This window comes from Pseudomonas sp. KB-10, assembly GCF_018221585.1.
Lineage (GTDB): Bacteria > Pseudomonadota > Gammaproteobacteria > Pseudomonadales > Pseudomonadaceae > Aquipseudomonas > Aquipseudomonas yangonensis.
On record NZ_QYYB01000002.1, the window covers coordinates 464,757 to 484,060 of the forward strand.

Here is a 19,304-nt window from a genome sequence, read left to right on the forward strand (position 1 = left end):
TGAGCGTCGAAGGAGAAACCCTTCGATTGGCCCGGACTCTACTGCGCCCTTGCACAAGCTGAAATTCATATTTGAACAAGCGAGCCTTCGGCATTCACGAAGGCAGCGCCGAAGGCCCCTCTACCCATGAGCTGTTACGCAGATGATCGAGCATCTGCTTCGCGGTCAGCGAAAGGTTGTCCTGGTTACGCACCGCCACCTTGAGTTCGCGCCGGGCCCAGGGGTCGTACAGCGGGATCACCCGCACATCCAGCGCCGGCAGGTAGGTGCGCACCGCCAGATCCGGCAATACGCCGACACCCATGCCGGTGTGGATCATCCGGCAGATGGCCTCGAAGCTGCGTACCTGGATGCGCAGGCGCAAGGCCACACCCTGGCTGTGCGCCGAGTGCTGCAGCAGGCTGTGCAGGGAAGCGTCCTGCTGCAGGCCGATGAAGTCGAAGCCCACCGCCTCGCGCAGGAACAGGCCGTCGCGTTCGGCCAGGGGATGCTCGCGCGGAGTGACCAATACCAGCTGGTCGTGGCGGTAGGTGAACACCTGCAGATCCTCGGCCGGCACATGCCCGGCGAAGATGCCGATATCGGTCAGCCCCTCGCGCACGGCGCGGATGGTTTCGCTGCTGACCCGCTCCTCCAGGTCGATCTTCACCTGCGGGTGAAGGCGGCTGAAGCTGGCCAGGTCCTCGGGCAGGAACTCGATCACCGCCGAGGTGTTGGCATGGATGCGCACATGACCCTTGACCCCCTCGCTGAACTCGCTGAGATCGGCATTGAGCTGTTCGAGGTTGTCCATCATGTTGCGCGCGTGGTGCAGCAGCGCGTGGCCGGCCGGGGTCAGCTCGACGCCCTTGGGCTGACGATAGAGCAACGCGATGCCGAGCTGGTTTTCCAGGTCGCTGACGCGCTTGCTCACCGCCGCCAGGGCCAGGTGCTCGCGCTCGGCGGCGCGGGTCAGGCTGCGTTCGTCGGCGATGGCGACGAACAACTTGAGGGTGACGAAATCGATGCGGCGCATGGGTTCTCCATTTCGTGCCTGGCGAAGCGAAGCTGCCAGAAGGCTGATTTACAGCATGCCACTTCGCGATACGCGAAGCCCAGCTTGGCCATTGAGCAATTGTCGGCATCGCGCCGCTGCGCCATTCTGCGCACCACGAGAAACGCACAGGCAAATCGGGTGCAGCCATGACTCAGAGCAACACCAGCAACATGGCCCTGCAGGGGCTCAAGGTGATCGAGATGGGCCAGCTCATCGCCGGTCCCTTCGCCAGCAAGCTGCTCGGCGAATTCGGCGCCGACGTGATCAAGATCGAGCCGCCGGGCGTCGGCGACCCGCTGCGCAAGTGGCGCAAGATCAAGGACGGCACCTCGCTCTGGTGGCACGTGCAGTCGCGCAACAAACGCTCGCTGACCCTCGACCTGAAACAGGCCGAAGCCCAGGACATCGTCCGCAAGCTGGTGGCCGAGGCCGACGTACTGGTGGAGAACTTCCGCCCCGGCACGCTGGAAGGCTGGGGCCTGGGCTACGAGGCGCTGAAGGCGATCAACCCGCGGCTGATCATGCTGCGCATCTCCGGCTACGGGCAGACCGGCCCCTACCGTGACCTGCCGGGCTTCGGCGTGATCGGCGAAGCCATGGGCGGCCTGCGCCACCTCTCCGGCTACCCCGGCCAGGCGCCGGTGCGCGTGGGCATCAGCATCGGCGATTCGCTGTCCTCGCTGTACGGCGTGATCGGCGTGCTGCTGGCCCTGCAGGAGCGGGCGCGCAGCGGTGAAGGCCAGGAAATCGACGTGGCGCTGTACGAGTCGGTATTCGCCATGATGGAAAGCCTGATTCCCGAATACGACGCCTTCGGCTACATCCGCGAGCCGGCCGGCAGCGCCCTGCCCGGCATCACCCCGTCCAACTCCTATCCCTGCAAGGATGGCAGCTACGTGCTGATCGCCGGCAATGGCGACAGCATCTACAAGCGCCTGATGAGCCTGATCGGCCGCGACGACCTGGGCAACGACCCGCGTCTGGCGCAGAACGACGGGCGCAGCCAGCACGCCGAGCTGATCGACGGCGCCATCGCCGAGTGGACCGCCCAGCGCGGCCGCGATGAAGTGATCGAAGCGCTCAAGGGCGCCCGCGTGCCGGCCGGCTACCCCTACACCGCCGCCGACATCGTGCAGGACCCGCACTACCTGGCGCGGCAGATGATCGAGCAGGTGCAGACCAGCGTCGGCCCGCTCAAGGTGCCGGGCGTGCTGCCCAAACTCAGCCGCACACCGGGCCGCATCGGCAGCGGCGGCCCGCAACTGGGCGAGCACAACGACGATATCCTCGCCGGGCTTGGCCTGAGCGCGGAACAGGTCGCCGGCCTGCGCGAGCGCGGCGTCATCTGAACCACGCGGAATGGATAGCCCGTAGCCCGGATGAAATCCGGGGATCGCCGACGCATTTCGCGGATTGCATCCGGGCTACAAGGGCTGCCGAGTACCCGTAGGGTGGACCGGGGCGCGTAGCCAACGCGAAGCTTGTCCACCACCCACCCCATAAAAGCGGGTGCGCACAGCGCATCCTACGTCGCTTGCCGCTCATCTTGAGGGTTTACCATGAGCAAACGCCTTTACATCCAGGACGTCGCCACCCGCGACGGCTTCCAGATCGAAGCCACCTTCGTGCCCACCGAAGACAAGATCGCCCTGATCGACCGCCTGTCCCACACCGGCCTGGCCAAAATCGAAGTCACCTCCTTCACCTCGCCCAAAGCCATTCCCAACCTGCGCGATGCCGAAGAGGTGATGCGCGGCATCCAGCGCGTGGTGGGCGTCGAGTACACCGTGCTGGTGCCTAATGTGAAGGGCTGCGAGCGCGCGCTGTCGTGCGAAGTGGACGAGATCAACCTGGTGATGTCAGCCAGCGACGCCCACGGCCTGGCCAACCTGCGCATGACGCCGGAGCAGTCCCTGGCGCAGTTTCGCGAAATCATCGAGGTCACACGCGGCAGCGGCGTCTTCGTCAACGCCTCGCTGTCGACCACCTTCGGCTGCCCTTTCGAGGGTGAAGTACCCGAGGCCCGCGTGTATGAACTGACCGAGCGTCTGCTGGAGACCGGCGTGCAGGGCGTGACCCTGTGCGACACCACCGGCATGGCGGATCCGGCGCAGGTCGAGCGCATCTGCCGCGAGGCTTTGCAGCGCTGGCCTGAAGCAGTGTTCACCGCGCATTTCCACAACACCCGTGGCATGGGCCTGGCCAATGCCCTGGCGGCGCTGAACGCCGGCATCGACCGCTTCGACGCGTCCCTCGGCGGTCTCGGCGGCTGCCCCTACGCACCGGGTGCCAGCGGCAATATCTGCACCGAGGACCTGGTGCACATGTTCCAGCGCATGGGCCTGGAGACCGGCATGAATCTCGATGCCCTGCTCGAAGCCGCCGCCACCCTGCCCGAGCTGATCGGCCACGATGTGCCAGGCGCCATCCTCAAAGCGGGCAAAGCGGATCGCCGCTATCCGAAACCGAAGTGGATGCAGGAAGCCGGGCTCTGAATTCGTGTCGTCAGGTTGAGCAAAAAAAAGGGCGACCAAATTGGTCGCCCGCCCATTCAAGGCATTCCTCGAGAGAAATGCGGAAACGCTTGCACCCATATCACGCAGGATGATCGGGACGCGCTCAGTGTCGCCGTGCCTTCCCACCCTGCCTATTGCACCAAGGTCGTAGGGCACCGGCCAAATGGCAGGCCATACTCCGCCGACACCTCGCCGGTCTGGAAACGCCATGAACCCCGAGCATCTCGCCCTTCTGCAGCAAGCGCCTGCCAGCACCCATGCCGATGACACCTGGGCCAGGCTGTGTTGCGAGCAGGCCCTGCTGGCCATTGAAGAAGGCTGTTACGCAGTCGGCGCCGTGCTGGTGGACGAGGCAGGCGAACTGCTTTGCAGCGGTCGCAATCAGGTGTTCGCCTCGGCCTACGCCAGCGCCGCTCACGCCGAGATGCAGGTGCTCGATCAGCTCGAAACAGAGCATGCACAGGTCGACCGGCGCAGGCTGACTCTCTACGTCAGCCTCGAACCCTGCCTGATGTGCTACGGACGTATCCTGCTGGCCGGCATAACCCGTGTGCGCTATCTGGCACGCGACCGCGAAGGCGGCTTCGCACTGCGCCACGGGCGCCTGCCACCGGCCTGGGCCAATCTCGCCTCAGGCCTTTCGCTGGTTCAGGCCGAGGTCGATCCCTACTGGCTCGACCTGGCCGAACAAGCCATCGGCCGCCTGCAGGACCGCCAAACCTTGCGCCAGCGCGTCATCCAGGCCTGGCGCGGTCAGCGGCAATCCTGACCGACGATTTTTCTTCTACCAAACGCCCCTACTCCGGCTGAAGTGATTATTCCAGCCCGCGCTGCCCGGCTTGGTTGAGCGACAGGACGGGCAGTAATGCGCTAGCGCCAAAGCCGTCACATCAATGACAGGCATGGCTGGCAAAATGCCTCGTCGGATTTTAGAATCGCCAGCGCAGGAAGCACCCCGCACCCGTCTCCCGGGTTGGCGTCATGGATCGACTCATCAAGCGCTTCGCCCAGTACGCGCAACAACGTCCTTAGCGTCCCATCTCGTGGAAGTGTCCGGCGGTCTTCTGCCCGTTACAGGCTCGCCCTGCCCATTTTCAAACGAGATCCGTATGAACAAGATCCTCACCGCCAGCCTCGCCGGCATGCTCGTGCTGCTCGCTGGCTGCGCCACCGAAAGCTCGCGTACCCTCGAAGTCGCCAAGGTCAACACCGCCACCAGCCACTACAGCGGCCCGCGCAGCCCTATCGCCGTAGGCAAGTTCGACAACCGCTCCAGCTACCTGCGCGGCATTTTCAGCGACAGCGTCGACCGCCTTGGCGGGCAGGCCAAGACCATCCTGATCACCCACCTGCAGCAGTCGAACCGCTTCAACGTGCTCGACCGCGACAACCTCAGCGAGCTGCAGCAGGAGTCGGGCTTCTCCAAGCAGGCTCAGCAGATCAAGGGCGCCAACTACGTGGTCACTGGTGACGTGACCGAGTTCGGCCGCAAGGAAGTCGGCGACCATCAACTGTTCGGCATCCTCGGCCGTGGCAAACAGCAGATCGCCTACGCCAAGGTGAACCTCAACATCGTCGACGTCGCCACTTCCGAAGTGGTGTATTCCAGCCAGGGCGCCGGCGAATACGCCCTGTCGAACCGCGAGATCATCGGCTTCGGCGGCACCGCCAGCTACGACTCCACGCTGAACGGCAAGGTCCTCGACCTGGCGATTCGCGAGGCGGTGAACACCCTGGTCAATGGCATGGACAGCGGCGCCTGGCGCCCGGTCAAGTGAGCGAGGAGCGCACGATGAAATCCCCACTTCTGCTCACCACCTTGCTGGCCACCGCCCTGCTGGCGGGCTGCGCACAGCAACCCAAATCCCTCTACTACTGGGATGGCTATCAGCAGCAGGTCTACCAGCGTTTCGAAAACACTACCGGCACCGAAGAACAGATCGCCGCGCTGGAGGCCAGCGCGCAGAAAGCCCGCGCAGCCGACCGCACCCTGCCGCCGGGCTTCCATGCCCACCTCGGGATGCTGTACGCGGAGATCGGCAAACCCGATCAGGTGCGCCAGCAATTCGAAACCGAAAAAGCTCTGTTCCCCGAGTCCGCTCAGTACATGGACTTTCTGATGCGCAATGTAGCGAAGTGACCGACATGCCTCTAATGAACTCGATCAGAACATTCGCGGCACTCGCCGTACTCGCCCTGGTGACGGGCTGCGCGACTCAGCAGCCTTATGACTACAGCGCCTTCAAGGAAAGCAGCCCGGCTTCAATTCTGGTGCTGCCGCCAGTCAACAAGTCGCCGGACATCAAGGCGACCTTCAGCGTTTATTCGCATATCACCGCGCCCCTGAGCGAAGCCGGCTACTACGTGCTGCCGGTGGCGGTGGTCAACGAGACGTTCAAGCAGAACGGCCTGCTCAACGCCGAAGAAATCCGAGAAGTCCCGCCGAACAAGCTCTACGAGATTTTCGGCGCCGACACGGTGCTGTACATCGACGTGACCGAGTACGGCAGCAGTTACAAGGTGATCAGCAGCGAGGTCGTGGTGGCCGCCAGCGCCACTCTGGTCGACCTGCGTACCGGCAAGGAACTGTGGAAAGGCGTTGCGCGGGCCAGCAGTGCCGAGCAGCAGCAGAACAACGGCGGCGGCCTTGCCGGCATCCTGATTACCGCCCTGGTCAATCAGGTGATGAACACCCTGAACGATCGCGGCCATGAGATCGCCGGCATTACCAGCGCCCGCCTGCTGAACAGCAATCCGGTCAATGGCATTCTGCCCGGCCCACGCGCACGGCCCGTCAGCGCTCGCTGAAACGCCTTGGGCGAGCCCGGATCATCGGGCTCGCCTCATCTTCCTAGTCCTTGCCCAGCCCGTGCTGCCGAAGCTTGTTGGCGATGGTGGTATGGGAAACACCGAGACGCTTGCCCAACTGGCGGCTGCTCGGGTGATCGCGAAACAAGCGCTCCAGCACCGCCTTCTCGAAGCGCCCGAGAATATCGTCGAGGCTGCCGTCGACCGAAAACTCACCGAGCGGCTGCGGCGCGCCGTAATCCGGCAGGCGGATATGCTCGGCCTTCACCGTGCCGCCGTCGCATAGCGAAACCGCCTGAAACAGCACGTTCTCCAGCTGCCGCACGTTGCCCGGCCAGTGGTAATGGGCCATGCGCTCGAAGGCCTGTGGCGCCAGCTTCGGCAGCGCACAGCCGATCTGCCGACTGGCCGAATCGAGAAAGTGCTCGACCAGCGGCTCCAGCCCGTCGAGGCATTCGCGCAGGGGCGGAATATGCAGGCTGAGCACGTTAAGGCGGTGATAGAGATCCTGGCGAAACTCGCCACGGGCGCAAAGCTCGGAAAGATCGACCTGGGTGGCGCAGATCACCCGCACATCGAGGTACACCTCCTCGTCGCTACCGACACGGCGGAAGCAGCCGTCCTGCAGAAAGCGCAATAGTTTGGCCTGCAGGCGCGGGCTCATCTCGCCGACGCCGTCGAGAAACAGCGTGCCGCCAGCGGTCAGCTCCAGCAGGCCCAGCTTGCCTTCCGAGCGTGCGCCCTCGAAGGCGCCGGGGCCGTAGCCAAACAGCTCGGTTTCGGCCATGGATTCGGGCAGGCCGGCGCAGTTGAGCGCCATGAAGGGTGACTGCCCACGCGGGCTGGCCAGGTGGCAGGCGCGCGCCAGCAACTCCTTGCCGGTACCGGTTTCGCCCTCGATCAGCAGCGGTGCATCCAACGGCGCCATGCGTCGCGCCTCCTTGACCACCGCCGCCATCACCTTCGAGCTCTGGAAGATCGAGTCGAAGCCGCGCAGCTCCTGCTTGCGCACATGGTAGATACGCTCACCGACACGGTCTGCGCGGTGCAGGGTCAGCACGGCGCCGGCCAGCGCCTCGCTGTCGTCATGCTCGTTCTGCAGCGGTGCGATATCGGCGAGAAACACATCGCCCTTGATCTTCACCCGCAGGCCGTTGATCCGCGTCTTGTTGGCGCGCACCAGTTCGGGCAGATCGAAATCCTCGGCGTAGCGCGACAGGGCCATGCCCGGCACCTCGTCCACGCGTACGCCGAGCAGCTGCGCCGCGCTGCGGTTGGCCGCGACGATGCTGCCGGCCATGTCGATGGACAGCACCGGGAAGTCCAGCGCACCGAGCAGCGCATTGAGCTCCAGATGGCGCCGCTCGCTGGGCATCAGCCCCACACGCTTGACGCCGAATACGCCGGGAATTGCTTCGAACTTCGGCCTCAGCGACTGGAACTGCAGATTGATCAGATTCGGGCAGTGCAGGTAGATGGCATTGCCCTGCTCGCCCCCGACTTCGCCACGGGCGACGTTGATGCCGTAGTCGACCAGCAGGTTGAGGATGTCACGCAGGATGCCGACACGGTTCTGGCAGTGGACCTTGATACGCATGGCTCAGGCTCTTGTTGTTATGGCCGCCGAGTCATTGAAATCGGAGGTGGCGGCATAATTTTCGTCAAGAATATGTGACAGCCAAGCACAGCAGCAAGCCGATAGATCGCGATATAGGCAACATCGTAATCAAAACTTTACATTTCCCTAGGGCGATCCTCGGCTGCGCTGCTTCTGGCCACCGTTTCAACCCGAGCGATCAGCGGCATGCTCGGGTCAAGACAAGAACAACAGACCCTAAGAGGGAGGCAGCGATGAAGAGTACGCAGTACGTGGCCCGGGAACCGGACGAGAGTGGCTTTATCCATTACCCGGAAAGCGAGCATCAGGTGTGGAATACCCTGATCACCCGCCAGCTGGAGGTGATCGAAAACCGCGCCTGCCAGGAATACCTGGACGGTATCGAACAGCTCGGCCTGCCCTTGGAGCGCATTCCGCAGCTCGGCGAGATCAATCGTGTGCTCGAATCCACCACCGGCTGGCGTGTAGCGCGGGTACCGGCGCTGATTCCCTTCCAGACCTTCTTCGAGCTGCTGGCCAGCAAGCAGTTTCCTGTCGCCACCTTCATCCGCACGCCCGAGGAGCTGGACTACCTGCAGGAACCGGACATCTTCCACGAGATATTCGGCCACTGCCCGCTGCTGACCAACCCCTGGTTCGCCGAATTCACTCACACCTACGGCAAGCTCGGCCTCAAGGCCACGAAAGAACAGCGCGTGTACCTGGCGCGGCTGTACTGGCTGACCATCGAATTCGGCCTGCTCGACACCCCGGCTGGCCGGCGCATCTATGGCGGCGGCATCCTCTCCTCGCCGAAGGAAACCCTCTACGCCCTGTCCGACGTGCCCGAACACCAGGCCTTCGACGCACTGGAGGCAATGCGCACGCCGTATCGCATCGATATCCTGCAACCGGTGTACTTCGTTCTGCCAGAGCTCAAGCGCCTGTTCGAGTTGGCTCACGAAGACATCATGGCGCTGGTGCACCAGGCCATGCAGATGGGCCTGCATGCACCGAAATTTCCGCCGAAAGCGGCCTGAGCGGTGGCAGTTGATGCAACCTGCGGCTTACCGGTTCGCCGAGAGACGCGGCTCCTACACCTGGGTGTCGATATTCCCACTGTAGGAGCGTCGCCCCGGCGCGAAACGATCGCGGCTTTACGCCACCATCGACGTCGCCCTCTCGATTCGCCGCGGGGGCGCGGCTCCTACTCTCGATGGTCAACTGATAGCCCGCTGCCTGATTCACTCACATTTCTTACACAGGAGAATCCCATGAGCCTTGCCCAAGCCCAATGCGAAGCCTGCCGCGCCGATGCGCCGAAGGTGTCCGATGAAGAACTGGCCGAACTGATCCGCGAGATTCCCGACTGGAACATCGAGGTACGTGGCGACCATATGGAGCTGGAGCGCGTGTACCTGTTCAAGAACTTCCGCCACGCTCTGGCCTTTACCAATGCCGTTGGCGCCATCGCCGAAGAAGTCGGTCACCATCCGGCCCTGCTCACCGAATGGGGCAAGGTCACCGTCACCTGGTGGAGCCACGAGATGCGCGGCCTGCACCGCAACGACTTCATCATGGCCGCACGCACCGATGTGCTCGCCGCCAGCGCCGAGGGCCGCAAGTGAGTCACTTCGACCAGGTCGCCCGCGTACCGGGCGACCCCATCCTCAGCCTGATGGAAGCCTATCGACTGGACAACAACCCGGCGCGTCTGGACCTTGGCGTCGGCGTGTACAAGGACGCCCAGGGGCTGACGCCGATTCCCCGCGCAGTGAAGCTGGCCGAGCAACGCCTGCTCGACAGCGAGCAGACCAAGACCTACGTCGGCGGCCACGGCGATGCGGCCTTCGGCCAGTGCCTGAGCCAGCTGGTGCTGGGGGCCAACTCGCCGTTGCTGAGCGAGCAGCGTGCCGGCGCCACGCAGACGCCCGGCGGTACCGGTGCGCTGCGCCTGGCGGGCGATTTCATCCGCCACTGCCTGCCCGGACGCGGCATCTGGCTGAGCGATCCGACCTGGCCGATCCATGAAACCCTGTTCGCCGAAGCCGGGCTCAAGGTCGGCCACTATCCATACGTCGGCGCCGACAACCGCCTCGACGTGGAGGCCATGATCGCCGCCCTCACCCACCTGCCCAAGGGCGACGTGGTGCTGCTGCATGCCTGCTGCCACAATCCCACCGGCTTCGATCTCACGCCGCGCGATTTCAAGCGCGTGCTGGAAGTGGTCAAGGCGCGCGAACTGCTGCCGCTGATCGACTTCGCCTACCAGGGCTTCGGCGACGGACTGGAAGAGGATGCCTGGGCCGTGCGTCTGTTCGCCGCCGAACTGCCGGAGCTGCTGATCACCAGTTCCTGCTCGAAGAACTTCGGCCTGTATCGCGAGCGCACCGGCGCCCTGATCGTCTGCGCCGGCAACGCCGAAAAACTCATCGACATCCGCAGCCAGCTGGCCTCCATCGCCCGTAACCTGTGGTCGACGCCGCCCGCCCATGGCGCTGCGGTGGTGGCGCAGATACTCGGCGACGACGAGCTTAAAGGCCTCTGGCAGGACGAGCTGGAAGGCATGCGTCTGCGCGTGGCCAGCCTGCGCCGCGGCCTGGTCGAGGCACTGGCACCACATGGGCTGAGCGAACGTTTCGCGCATATCGCCGAACAGCGCGGGATGTTCTCCTACACCGGCTTGTCGCCGCTGCAGGTGCAACGCCTGCGTGAGGAATTCAGCGTGTACATGGTCGGCAGCGGCCGCGCCAACGTCGCCGGGCTGGATGCTGGCCGGCTGGATCAGCTGGCTGCAGCCATTGCCCGAGTCTGCGTGAACTGAGATAGGCAGGCGGCGGTCTTTATCACCTGCCGCCTGCCCCCTTCCCGACTATAGTGCGGTCATCGCCATTCACGACGGATTCGCCAATGGCCGTACCCAGCAACATCCTCTTTCGCGCTTACCAGCGCATCACCCACAGCCTGGCGTTCTACCCGACGCTGATCGCCGCCGGCTTCTTCCTGCTATGCCTGCTGACCATGGCTGCCGAGTACCAGCCCTGGATGATGGCATTCAAGAAACGTTTCGATCTCGGCCTGGTCAGCAATGCAGACAATGCCAGGCTGATCCTCGGCACGCTGGTAGCGGGCATTCTGTCCCTGATGGTGTTCAGTTTCTCGATGGTCATGGTGGTGCTCAACAACGCCGCAGCATCGCTGTCACCACGAGTGATTCCCGGCCTGGTCAGCAGCAAGGCGCACCAGAAAACCCTGGGCTTCTACCTCGGCACCATCCTCTACGCCCTGCTGCTGATCACCACCATCGAGCAGGGCAACGACGATCGCATACCCAGCTTGGGCGTGCTCATAACCCTGGCCCTGGGCATCGTCTGCCTGGGCCTGTTCGTACACTTCATCCGCTCGATTTCGCAGTCGATTCAGGTCGAGTACATTCTCGGCAACCTCTACAGCGCCAGCCTGAAAAAGCTCGACGCCTGCACTGGCGGCCCGGCATCGCGCGACGCCCAGCCGCACTGGCCAGACGACAGCGAGTGGCTCATCGTCCATGCGCAGCGCAACGGCTACTTCAAGGCACTCAACGTCAAGGAGGTCAACACGCTGCTGCAGCGTCATCAGGTACGGATGACGGTACTCGCCCACCGCGGTTTCTTCGTCAGCGAAGGCCACCCGCTGTTTCGCCTGGAACGCCCGCTGGATGAAGCGGTGTGCCAGCAGTTGCTCGACTGCTTCGATTTCTTCATCGAAGAGTATGCCAGTACCCATTACTTCTTCGGCTGCCGGCAGATGGCGGAAATCGCCGTTAAGGCACTGAGCCCCGGCATCAACGATCCGGGCACGGCGATCAAAACCGTGGACCTGCTCAGCGTGCTTCTGAGCAGACGCCTAGCGCTGTCCGAGCGAGATTTCGCCTGCCTGCCCGACGAGCCGCCGCGGCTGTGCTATCTGGAGCTGTCGCTGGACCAGTTGCTGCTGCAGCTGCTGGGGCCGATTCGCACCTATGGCGCCGCCGATGTCTGCGTTCTGGTCAGCCTGCTGCAGGCCTTCAAGAACCTGCTGCATCGCCCTGCCAGCCCGCAGCAACGCGCTGCCCTGCTGCGCCATGCACGCAGCGTGCGCGACACCGCCGAGCGCCACCTGAGCGAGCGGCGTGATCGTGAGGAAATCAATGATTTCATCGCCCGCATCAATCGCACGCTGCAGGAGTCAGACCAGCCCCTGGTGCCCCTGCAGGTTGCAAGCGAAGCACCATGATAAGGCGAGCCCTGGCCCGAAAAAAACTGGGCAACCGTTCATCAGTAAAAATATCCATTCAAAATCAATAACTTAAAAGCGAAGCCCCAAAAACATGGCGTGCTTCATGCTTGCCATCAGAGTCACAGTTCCCTAGGGTAGTTTGCATGTGGTCTCTCATTGCCCCCATCAGTTCATTGCTGAGCGGGGTCGCGTTACTCCTGCTTGGCAATGGTCTGCTCAACACCCTACTGACCCTGCGTGGCGTCGCCGAAGGCTACTCCACGACGATGCTCGGCCTGATCATGTCCGGGTACTTCGTCGGGTTCCTCCTCGGCACCTGGCTGGCGACACCGCTGGTCAGACGCATCGGGCACATTCGCGCGTTCGCCTGTTGCGCCGCCCTGGCCGCCATCGCCGCCCTGCTCCATTTACTGCTGATCGATCCGTGGGTCTGGCTGCTGTTGCGCGTGCTCTATGGCCTGGGACTGGTGACGCTGTACATGGTAATCGAGAGCTGGCTCAACGCCCAGGCGCCCAACGAGAAACGCGGCCAGGTCTTCGCCGTGTACATGGCGGTCAACCTCGGCGCCCTGGCGCTGGCTCAGCAGCTGCTGCACCTGGCCGACCCGGTGCAGTTCACCCTGTTCGCCATCGCAGCCATCCTGATCAGCGCCGCGCTGATGCCCATCACCCTCACCCGCCAGGCACAACCGACGCTGCCCGAGTCGCCGCCGACCAACCTGCGCCAACTTTGGCAGATCGCACCACTGGCGATCATCGCCGCGGCTCTGTCCGGCCTGGCGATGGGTGGCTTCTGGGGCATGGCGCCGGTCTATGCCAGCCTGGCCGGCTTCGATACGTCCGGCGTCGGCCTGCTGATGACCGCCACCATTCTCGGCGGCGCCCTGCTGCAATGGCCCATCGGCATTTATTCGGATCGCCACGACCGGCGCCAGGTGCTGCTGCGAGTGGTGATACTGGCGGTCGTCCTGGCACTGATCATGAGCCTGCTGCCGGCAGGGCCGCTGCTACTCGGCGCGATCTTCATCTGGGGCGGCCTGGCCTTCGCCATCTACCCCATCGCCGTAGCGCAACTGATCGACCAGCTGCAAGCCGACGAAATTCTTTCCGGCTCGGCCAGCCTGCTGATGGTCAACGGCATCGGTTCGGTATGCGGGCCGCTGCTGGCCGGTGTGCTGATGGAGCAACTGGGCGCCAGCGCACTGCCTCTGTACTTCGCCACCACCCTCGGCCTGCTGGCTGCCTATACCTTTTATCGGCTGCGCCATGTCAGCGACCTGGTCAGCGGCGACGCCGCGCATTTCGTGCCGATGCTACGCACCAGTCCCAAGGTGCTGGAGCTGATGCCCGATGCCCCCGCGCAAGAGCACGAACAAGTGGAGGGCAACCCGAACCCTACGTCCTGAAGACGTGAACCGGCTGTTTCGGCAAGGCCCCGAGCCTACCCCAAGCAGCCAGAAACCCGGCCCGTCGGCCGCTCACCCCTGAGCGCACCGCACTGGCCACTTCTGGAGAAACAACGATGCTATTAGCCACCGACCTGGATGGAACCTTTCTCGCCGGCGATCCCGAAGACCGCCTGAGCCTCTACCAGACCATCGCCGCCCACCCCGAGATCAAGCTCGCCTACGTCACCGGGCGCAGCCTGGAAGCGGTGCTGCCGCTGCTGGCCGACCCGACACTGCCGCAGCCGGACTACATCATCGCCGACGTCGGCGCGACCCTGGTGCATGGCGACAGCCTGCAGCCGATCCAGCCGCTGCAAAGCGTGGTCGACGCCCGCTGGCCCGGCGAAACCCAGGTGGCCAGCGCCATCGAGCCGTTCGGCCTGGAGCGCCAGGACGTGCCGCAGGCGCGGCGCTGCTCCTACTTCTGCACGCCCGAACAAGCGGCCAACCCACAGCTGCGCAAGGTCGCCGATGAGCTGGGCTGCGACCTGCTCTACTCCGCCGAGCTGTATCTGGATTTTTTGCCCAAGGGCGTGAACAAGGGCAGCAGCCTGCACGCTCTGGCCGACTGGCTGGAGCTGGATCACGACCAGGTACTGGCGGCCGGCGATACGCTCAATGACCTGTCCATGCTCAGCGCCAGCTTCCACGGCGTCTGCGTCGGCCAGTCGGAAGCCGCGCTGCTGGAGGCCACGCGCAGCCATTCGCGCACCCTGCACGCCAGCCGCCCAGGCTGCGGCGGGATTCTCGAGGCCTTCGCCCACTTCGGCTTTCTCGGCGAGCACGGCATCGCCGCCGAACGCCGCCAGGCCGCGCAACCGGGCAAGGCCGAGCTGGTGATGGTCTATCACCGCCTGCCCTACGAGGAATACCGCAACGCTGCCGGCAAGCTGCAGCGCCGTCGCCCCACCTCGCCCAACGGCATCATCCCCACCCTGTTGAGCTTCTTCGGTGACGGCCGCCCCGGCTCCTGGGTAGCCTGGGCCGTGCACGAGGACGGCGACGAGCCGTTCGACAGCCACACCACGGTGGACGCCGAGCGCTACCCCAAGCTCACCGCCGCGCGGGTCAAGCTGAGCAAGGAAGAAGTGGACATCTTCTACAAGCGCTTCTCCAAGGAAGCCTTCTGGCCGACCCTGCATACTTTCTGGGAGCGCGCCACCTTCAACGAAGACGACTGGCTGGTGTTCCTCAAGGTCAACCGTGCCTTTGCCGAACGCACCGCGCTGGAGGCCGCCGAAGGCGCCATCGTCTGGCTGCATGACTACAACCTGTGGATGGTGCCGGCCTACCTGCGCGAGCTGCGCCCTAACCTGCGCATCGCCTTCTTCCACCACACCTATTTCCCCTCGGCTGACGTGTTCAACGTGCTGCCCTGGCGCCGGCAGATCGTCGGCAGCCTGCTGCAGTGCGACTACATCGGCTTCCACATCCCGCGTCAGGTGGAGAACTTCGTCGACGTTGCCCGCGGTGTGTTCCCGCTCAAGACCCTGGAACGGCAGAGCTGCGCGCCGCGCTTCATCACTTACGGCTGCGCCGTCGGCTTGGAACGCATGACCACCGCGCTGGATACCGGCACCCGTCAGGTCAGGCTCGGGGCGCACCCGGTCGGCCTCGACATCGACCGTGTTCGCAATGCCCTGGCGGCGCCGAAAATCCAGGAGCTGATGGCGAACCTGCGCGAGGAAATGAAGGGCGTGAAGCTGATTCTCGCAGTCGAGCGCCTCGACTACACCAAGGGCATCCTGGAAAAGCTCAACGCCTACGAGCGTCTGCTCGACGACAACCCCGAGCTGCTCGGCAAGGTCACCCTGGTCACCGTCTGCGTGCCGGCAGCACGCGAAATGAGGGTCTATGACGAGTTGCAGACGCAGATCGAGCAGGCCGTGGGCCGCATCAACGGCCGTTTCGCCCGCATCGGCTGGACGCCGCTGCAGTTCTTCTTCCGCAGCCTGCCGTTCGAGGAAGTCAGCGCCTGGTACGCCATGGCCGACGTCATGTGGATCACCCCGCTGCGCGATGGCCTCAACCTGGTCGCCAAGGAGTTCGTCGCCGCGCAAGGCCTGCTGGGCGGGCGCGGTGTGCTGGTACTGTCGGAGTTCGCCGGTGCCGCCGCCGAGCTCAAGGGTGCATTGTTGACCAACCCGCACGACCCCGCCGATCTGGCACAGACCTGCTACCTGGCACTTAACCTGCCCAAGAGCGAGGCCCAGGCGCGTCTGCGCGAGCTGTTCGATATCGTCAGCTTCAACGATATCCGCCGTTGGGGCGAGGACTTCCTGGCGGGCGTGCAGGTAGAGGAAGAGCGCGAGCCGCTGACGCTGGTGGGCTGAAAAACAGCGTTCGCGGCTGAAACGGAATGCCGCCCAACCGCTCCTACCCAACTATTAGTCTGTAGGAGCGGCTTCAGCCGCGAATACCCGATCCCGCGCCTCCGTGGATTGCATCCGGGCTAGGCTTGGACGCTCGTAGTCAGCCCTCCTGACTATCGATCACACAGTTGATCATCCACGGCACGCCGAAGCGGTCGGTGAGCATGGCGAAGCGGGTTGCCCAGAAGGTGGCCTGCAGCTCCATCTGCACTTCGCCACCGGCCGACAGCGCTTCATAAAGGCGCTCGGCCTCCGGCACGTTGTCCACCTGCAGGGAGATCGAGCAGCCTTTGATACCCTCGTGCGGATATTGCGGAATGGTATCCGACGCCATCAGAATCTGGTCACCCGCCGTCAGGCACACATGCATCACCCGGTCGTGATACTCCGGCGGCACCTCACCGGCATCCGGGCTTTCGCCGAAGCGCATCAGCTCCAGCTTGCCGTCCAGCAGTTCGGCGTAAAAATTGAAAGCTTCCTCGCACTGGCCGTCGAACATCAGATAAGCATGTATCTTCATCGCTACTCTCCTTGATTTTCACTGCTGATGCGCGCGCGAATACGGTCTTCCTGCTCGCGCAATTCGGGGGTGAATTCGGCGCCGAAATCCTCAGCCTCGAAGATCTGCCGAATCTCGATATCGGACTCGCCAGGCATGGGATTTGGGCAGCGCTTGACCCAGTCTATGCACGCCTGCAGCGACTCGCACTGAAAGATCCAGAAGCCCGCCACCAGCTCCTTGGTTTCCATGAACGGACCATCGATCACCGTACGCTGCGTGCCGGAAAAACGCACCCGCGCGCCTCTGGAGCTGGGGTGCAGTCCTTCGCCGGCGAGCATCACGCCAGCGGCCGCCAGCTCTTCGTTGTAACGGCCCATCGCCGTTAGCAGCTCTTCGCTGGGCATTACGCCGGCTTCGGAATCCGCGGTGGCTTTGACAATCACCATGAAACGCATCGCCTTTCTCCTTGTTCGAGTCGAAGTCGCGCGCAGGGTGTCTCCCTACGGCTGACAGTGAACCCGGGGTGGGGTTCTATGCAGTAGTCGAAGGAGTGAAGAAAGAATCGACAGGCGAAGGGAATATTTTTGTCGGGTCGCCAGATACGACCCGCGGCAGGAGCGAGTTGCGCGGCGCCTCAGGAAGCACGCCGCGCAGGCAGGATCACACGCGGAAGCGGCTGACCAGCGATTGCAGCTGACCACCCAGGCGCGCCAGCTCAGCTGAGGACTTGGCCGTTTCGTCGCTGGCGGTGGCGGTCTGTTCAGAAACATCGCGCACACTGAGAATGCTGCGGCTGATTTCCTCGGCCACGGCGCTCTGCTCTTCCGCGGCAGCAGCGATCTGCTGGTTCATCGACTGGATGTTGGACACCGCCTGAGTGATGCTGCCCAGCGAATCCCCAGCCTTGCGCGTCAGCTCGACGCTGCTGTCGGTCAGGTTGCGACTGTTGCGCATCACCGCGGCGACCTGCTGAGTGCCGCTCTGCAGGCCGGCAATCAGCGCTTCGATCTCTTCGGTGGACTTTTGCGTGCGCTGCGCCAGGCCGCGCACCTCGTCGGCGACCACGGCGAAACCACGCCCGGCCTCGCCGGCACGTGCCGCCTCGATAGCGGCGTTAAGCGCCAGCAGGTTGGTCTGCTCGGCCACCGACTTGATCACGTCCATGACGCTGCCGATCTTGTCGCTTTCCTGCTGCAGGCCATTCATCGCATCGCTGGAGCGGCTGACCTCGGCGGCCAGACGCTCGATCTGCGTGATCACCTCGGCGACTACCTGGTCCCCCACGCGGGCCTGGCCATCGGCCTGGTTGGCCGCCTGCGACGCCTGCTCGGCGTTGCGCGCGACTTCCTGCACGGTGGCCGACATCTCGTGCATGGCGGTGGCGACCTGGTCGGTCTCGCTCTTCTGACTGTTGGCACCGGCGCTGGTCTGCTCGGTTACCGCCGAGAGCTCTTCGGCTGCACTGGCAATCTGCGCCACGCTGTCGCGGATGCCGGCGATCAGCTCGCGCAGGCTGCTGGCCATACTCTGCACGCCTTGCTGCAGCACACCGATTTCATCGCGGCGGGTCACCTGCAGGCTATGCGTCAGGTCACCTTCGGCAATGCGCTCGACGGCGTCGAGAGTATCCTTCAGCGGCCGGGTGATCTGTCGGGTGATGACCCAGGCAGCCACTATACCGAGAAGCAAGGCCAGCAATGTGGCGCTGAGTTGCAGGATACGGGCGTTGGCACTTTCGCTGTCTCGACGGGTCATCTGGATCTGCGTCAGCTCTTCGCTGGCCTTGACGATCTGATAGCCCTGTTCAGTCAATTCCTTGCGGGCCAGAGCGACATCCTCATTCGCCGATTTGAACGCAAGTACTCCGTTACGGTAGTCGTTCAGAGCACCTTCCGCCCGGGTGATACGCTCCGGATACTGGCCACCGAAACGTTCGCGAAACTGGCCAAGGGCAGCGAGGCTCGCATCGATCTGCGCCATGGCGGTACGCTCCGTTTCCGCGTTGGCATTAAAGATGTAGCCCCGTACGTGGTAACGCACCACCTGCCAGTCGTCCTTGATCTTGGTGATAGCCTGGAACTGGGCAAAGCGACTTTCATCGTAGTCCGGCAGGGCCACGATCGCCGCATTGATCTCATCGAGCAAGCGCCCGACGTTGCCGCCACTGCTAACCATGCTCTGGCGAGCGTCGTTGATCCCACGGTAGCCAGCACGCATGGCGTTCAGGGAGATCTGATAAGCCTTGATCTCGCTCTGCTGCATTTGCAACAGGCGCACGTTTTCCGGACTTTTGAAGGTCGACAGCACCTGCTGATGCTGAGCCGAGAATTCATCCAAGGTTTTCTGCACGTTCTGGGCAAGCTGCTCATCGCCGTTGGCGAGCATATATTGCAGGCGCACGATACGCAGATTGGTCAGCGAATCGTTCAATCGACTGATATCGCTCATCCAGTCGCTGCGCTGTATCAAGCTGCCCAGACTGGTCCAACCAACCAGGGCGAGAACGATCGTCAGGGCGAGCACAAGGCCGAACCCGAAAACGAGTTTGAGGGTGACGCTGATATTCGCGAACCAGCTATTCATAGGATTCTCCAACCTTCTATAGGGTTACATGCGGCTGGAGAATTGTTTTTGTGGCCAGCGAAAGGCCCGGCATTCTAAGGAAATGACCACCCACCCGCCAAGCCTATGACGCCACTAAATCGCCACCCATCTGACGAAGGGCGCACCCCAGCAAGGCGGCGCCTCGGCATGGCCCCTAGAGGCTG

17 protein-coding genes and 1 pseudogene are annotated in these 19,304 nt (G+C 63.7%); 12 read left to right on the forward strand and 6 right to left on the reverse strand.

What is annotated here, in order from left to right; genetic code table 11:
• Window positions 1-94 precede the first annotated feature (94 nt).
• Window positions 95-1,015: a LysR family transcriptional regulator gene (locus DXK50_RS07115; protein WP_212629811.1), complete on the reverse strand. Its 921-nt coding sequence runs from the start codon at window positions 1,013-1,015 to the stop codon at window positions 95-97.
• A 167-nt stretch (window positions 1,016-1,182) separates the two neighbouring features.
• On the opposite strand from DXK50_RS07115, the gene DXK50_RS07120 reads away from it, so the two are divergent.
• The 6 genes from DXK50_RS07120 to DXK50_RS07145 all read left to right on the forward strand — a co-directional run bounded on the left by DXK50_RS07120 (window position 1,183) and on the right by DXK50_RS07145 (window position 6,360).
• Window positions 1,183-2,385, forward strand: a complete 1,203-nt coding sequence (locus DXK50_RS07120) for a CaiB/BaiF CoA transferase family protein (RefSeq protein ID WP_212629812.1) — start codon at window positions 1,183-1,185, stop codon at window positions 2,383-2,385.
• Window positions 2,386-2,595: 210 nt separating this feature from the next.
• Window positions 2,596-3,531: a hydroxymethylglutaryl-CoA lyase gene (locus DXK50_RS07125; protein ID WP_212629813.1), complete on the forward strand. Its 936-nt coding sequence runs from the start codon at window positions 2,596-2,598 to the stop codon at window positions 3,529-3,531.
• A gap of 229 nt (window positions 3,532-3,760) precedes the next feature.
• Complete coding sequence (locus tag DXK50_RS07130; protein ID WP_212629814.1) at window positions 3,761-4,321, forward strand: nucleoside deaminase; 561 nt, start codon at window positions 3,761-3,763, stop codon at window positions 4,319-4,321.
• Between the two features lie 340 nt (window positions 4,322-4,661).
• Window positions 4,662-5,330 carry a CsgG/HfaB family protein gene (locus tag DXK50_RS07135; RefSeq protein WP_212629815.1) on the forward strand — a complete coding sequence of 223 codons (669 nt, stop codon included), beginning with the start codon at window positions 4,662-4,664 and terminating at the stop codon, window positions 5,328-5,330.
• A 14-nt stretch (window positions 5,331-5,344) separates the two neighbouring features.
• Window positions 5,345-5,692 carry a DUF4810 domain-containing protein gene (locus tag DXK50_RS07140; RefSeq protein ID WP_161866696.1) on the forward strand — a complete coding sequence of 116 codons (348 nt, stop codon included), beginning with the start codon at window positions 5,345-5,347 and terminating at the stop codon, window positions 5,690-5,692.
• 14 nt (window positions 5,693-5,706) lie between these two features.
• Window positions 5,707-6,360 carry a DUF799 domain-containing protein gene (locus DXK50_RS07145; protein WP_212630000.1) on the forward strand — a complete coding sequence of 218 codons (654 nt, stop codon included), beginning with the start codon at window positions 5,707-5,709 and terminating at the stop codon, window positions 6,358-6,360.
• Between the two features lie 43 nt (window positions 6,361-6,403).
• Here the strand turns inward: DXK50_RS07145 and DXK50_RS07150 are convergent, their stop codons facing one another.
• Window positions 6,404-7,957 carry a sigma-54-dependent transcriptional regulator gene (locus tag DXK50_RS07150; RefSeq protein WP_212629816.1) on the reverse strand — a complete coding sequence of 518 codons (1,554 nt, stop codon included), beginning with the start codon at window positions 7,955-7,957 and terminating at the stop codon, window positions 6,404-6,406.
• A 74-nt stretch (window positions 7,958-8,031) separates the two neighbouring features.
• Here DXK50_RS07150 and phhA point away from each other — a divergent pair, with 74 nt between their 5' ends.
• From phhA to ggpS, 6 genes are all read left to right on the forward strand, one after another.
• On the forward strand, window positions 8,032-8,997 hold the full coding sequence (gene phhA / locus DXK50_RS07155; protein WP_349292092.1) for a phenylalanine 4-monooxygenase: 966 nt from the start codon (window positions 8,032-8,034) through the stop codon (window positions 8,995-8,997).
• A 234-nt stretch (window positions 8,998-9,231) separates the two neighbouring features.
• Window positions 9,232-9,585 carry a 4a-hydroxytetrahydrobiopterin dehydratase gene (locus tag DXK50_RS07160; RefSeq protein WP_024308976.1) on the forward strand — a complete coding sequence of 118 codons (354 nt, stop codon included), beginning with the start codon at window positions 9,232-9,234 and terminating at the stop codon, window positions 9,583-9,585.
• Complete coding sequence (locus tag DXK50_RS07165; protein ID WP_212629818.1) at window positions 9,582-10,781, forward strand: amino acid aminotransferase; 1,200 nt, start codon at window positions 9,582-9,584, stop codon at window positions 10,779-10,781. The genes DXK50_RS07160 and DXK50_RS07165 overlap by 4 nt, the downstream gene beginning before the upstream one ends.
• An 86-nt stretch (window positions 10,782-10,867) precedes the next feature.
• On the forward strand, window positions 10,868-12,211 hold the full coding sequence (locus DXK50_RS07170) for a DUF2254 domain-containing protein (RefSeq protein WP_212629819.1): 1,344 nt from the start codon (window positions 10,868-10,870) through the stop codon (window positions 12,209-12,211).
• Between the two features lie 146 nt (window positions 12,212-12,357).
• On the forward strand, window positions 12,358-13,620 hold the full coding sequence (locus DXK50_RS07175) for an MFS transporter (RefSeq protein ID WP_212629820.1): 1,263 nt from the start codon (window positions 12,358-12,360) through the stop codon (window positions 13,618-13,620).
• Window positions 13,621-13,736: 116 nt separating this feature from the next.
• A complete protein-coding gene (gene ggpS / locus DXK50_RS07180) occupies window positions 13,737-15,995 on the forward strand; it encodes a glucosylglycerol-phosphate synthase (RefSeq protein WP_212629821.1) in 2,259 nt (752 codons plus the stop codon).
• A gap of 139 nt (window positions 15,996-16,134) precedes the next feature.
• On the opposite strand, the gene DXK50_RS07185 is transcribed toward ggpS, so the two are convergent.
• From DXK50_RS07185 to DXK50_RS25395, 4 genes and pseudogenes are all read right to left on the reverse strand, one after another.
• Window positions 16,135-16,554 carry a VOC family protein gene (locus tag DXK50_RS07185; RefSeq protein WP_024308980.1) on the reverse strand — a complete coding sequence of 140 codons (420 nt, stop codon included), beginning with the start codon at window positions 16,552-16,554 and terminating at the stop codon, window positions 16,135-16,137.
• 2 nt (window positions 16,555-16,556) lie between these two features.
• Window positions 16,557-16,991 (reverse strand): YciI family protein, encoded by a 435-nt coding sequence (locus tag DXK50_RS07190; RefSeq protein ID WP_212629822.1) that lies wholly within the window; start codon window positions 16,989-16,991, stop codon window positions 16,557-16,559.
• Window positions 16,992-17,196: 205 nt separating this feature from the next.
• Window positions 17,197-18,060 carry a methyl-accepting chemotaxis protein gene (locus DXK50_RS25390; protein ID WP_438826168.1) on the reverse strand — a complete coding sequence of 288 codons (864 nt, stop codon included), beginning with the start codon at window positions 18,058-18,060 and terminating at the stop codon, window positions 17,197-17,199.
• Window positions 18,052-19,119, reverse strand: a pseudogene (locus DXK50_RS25395) (methyl-accepting chemotaxis protein); the annotation flags it as partial. The gene DXK50_RS25390 and the pseudogene DXK50_RS25395, both read right to left, overlap by 9 nt.
• Between the last annotated feature and the right edge of the window lie 185 nt (window positions 19,120-19,304).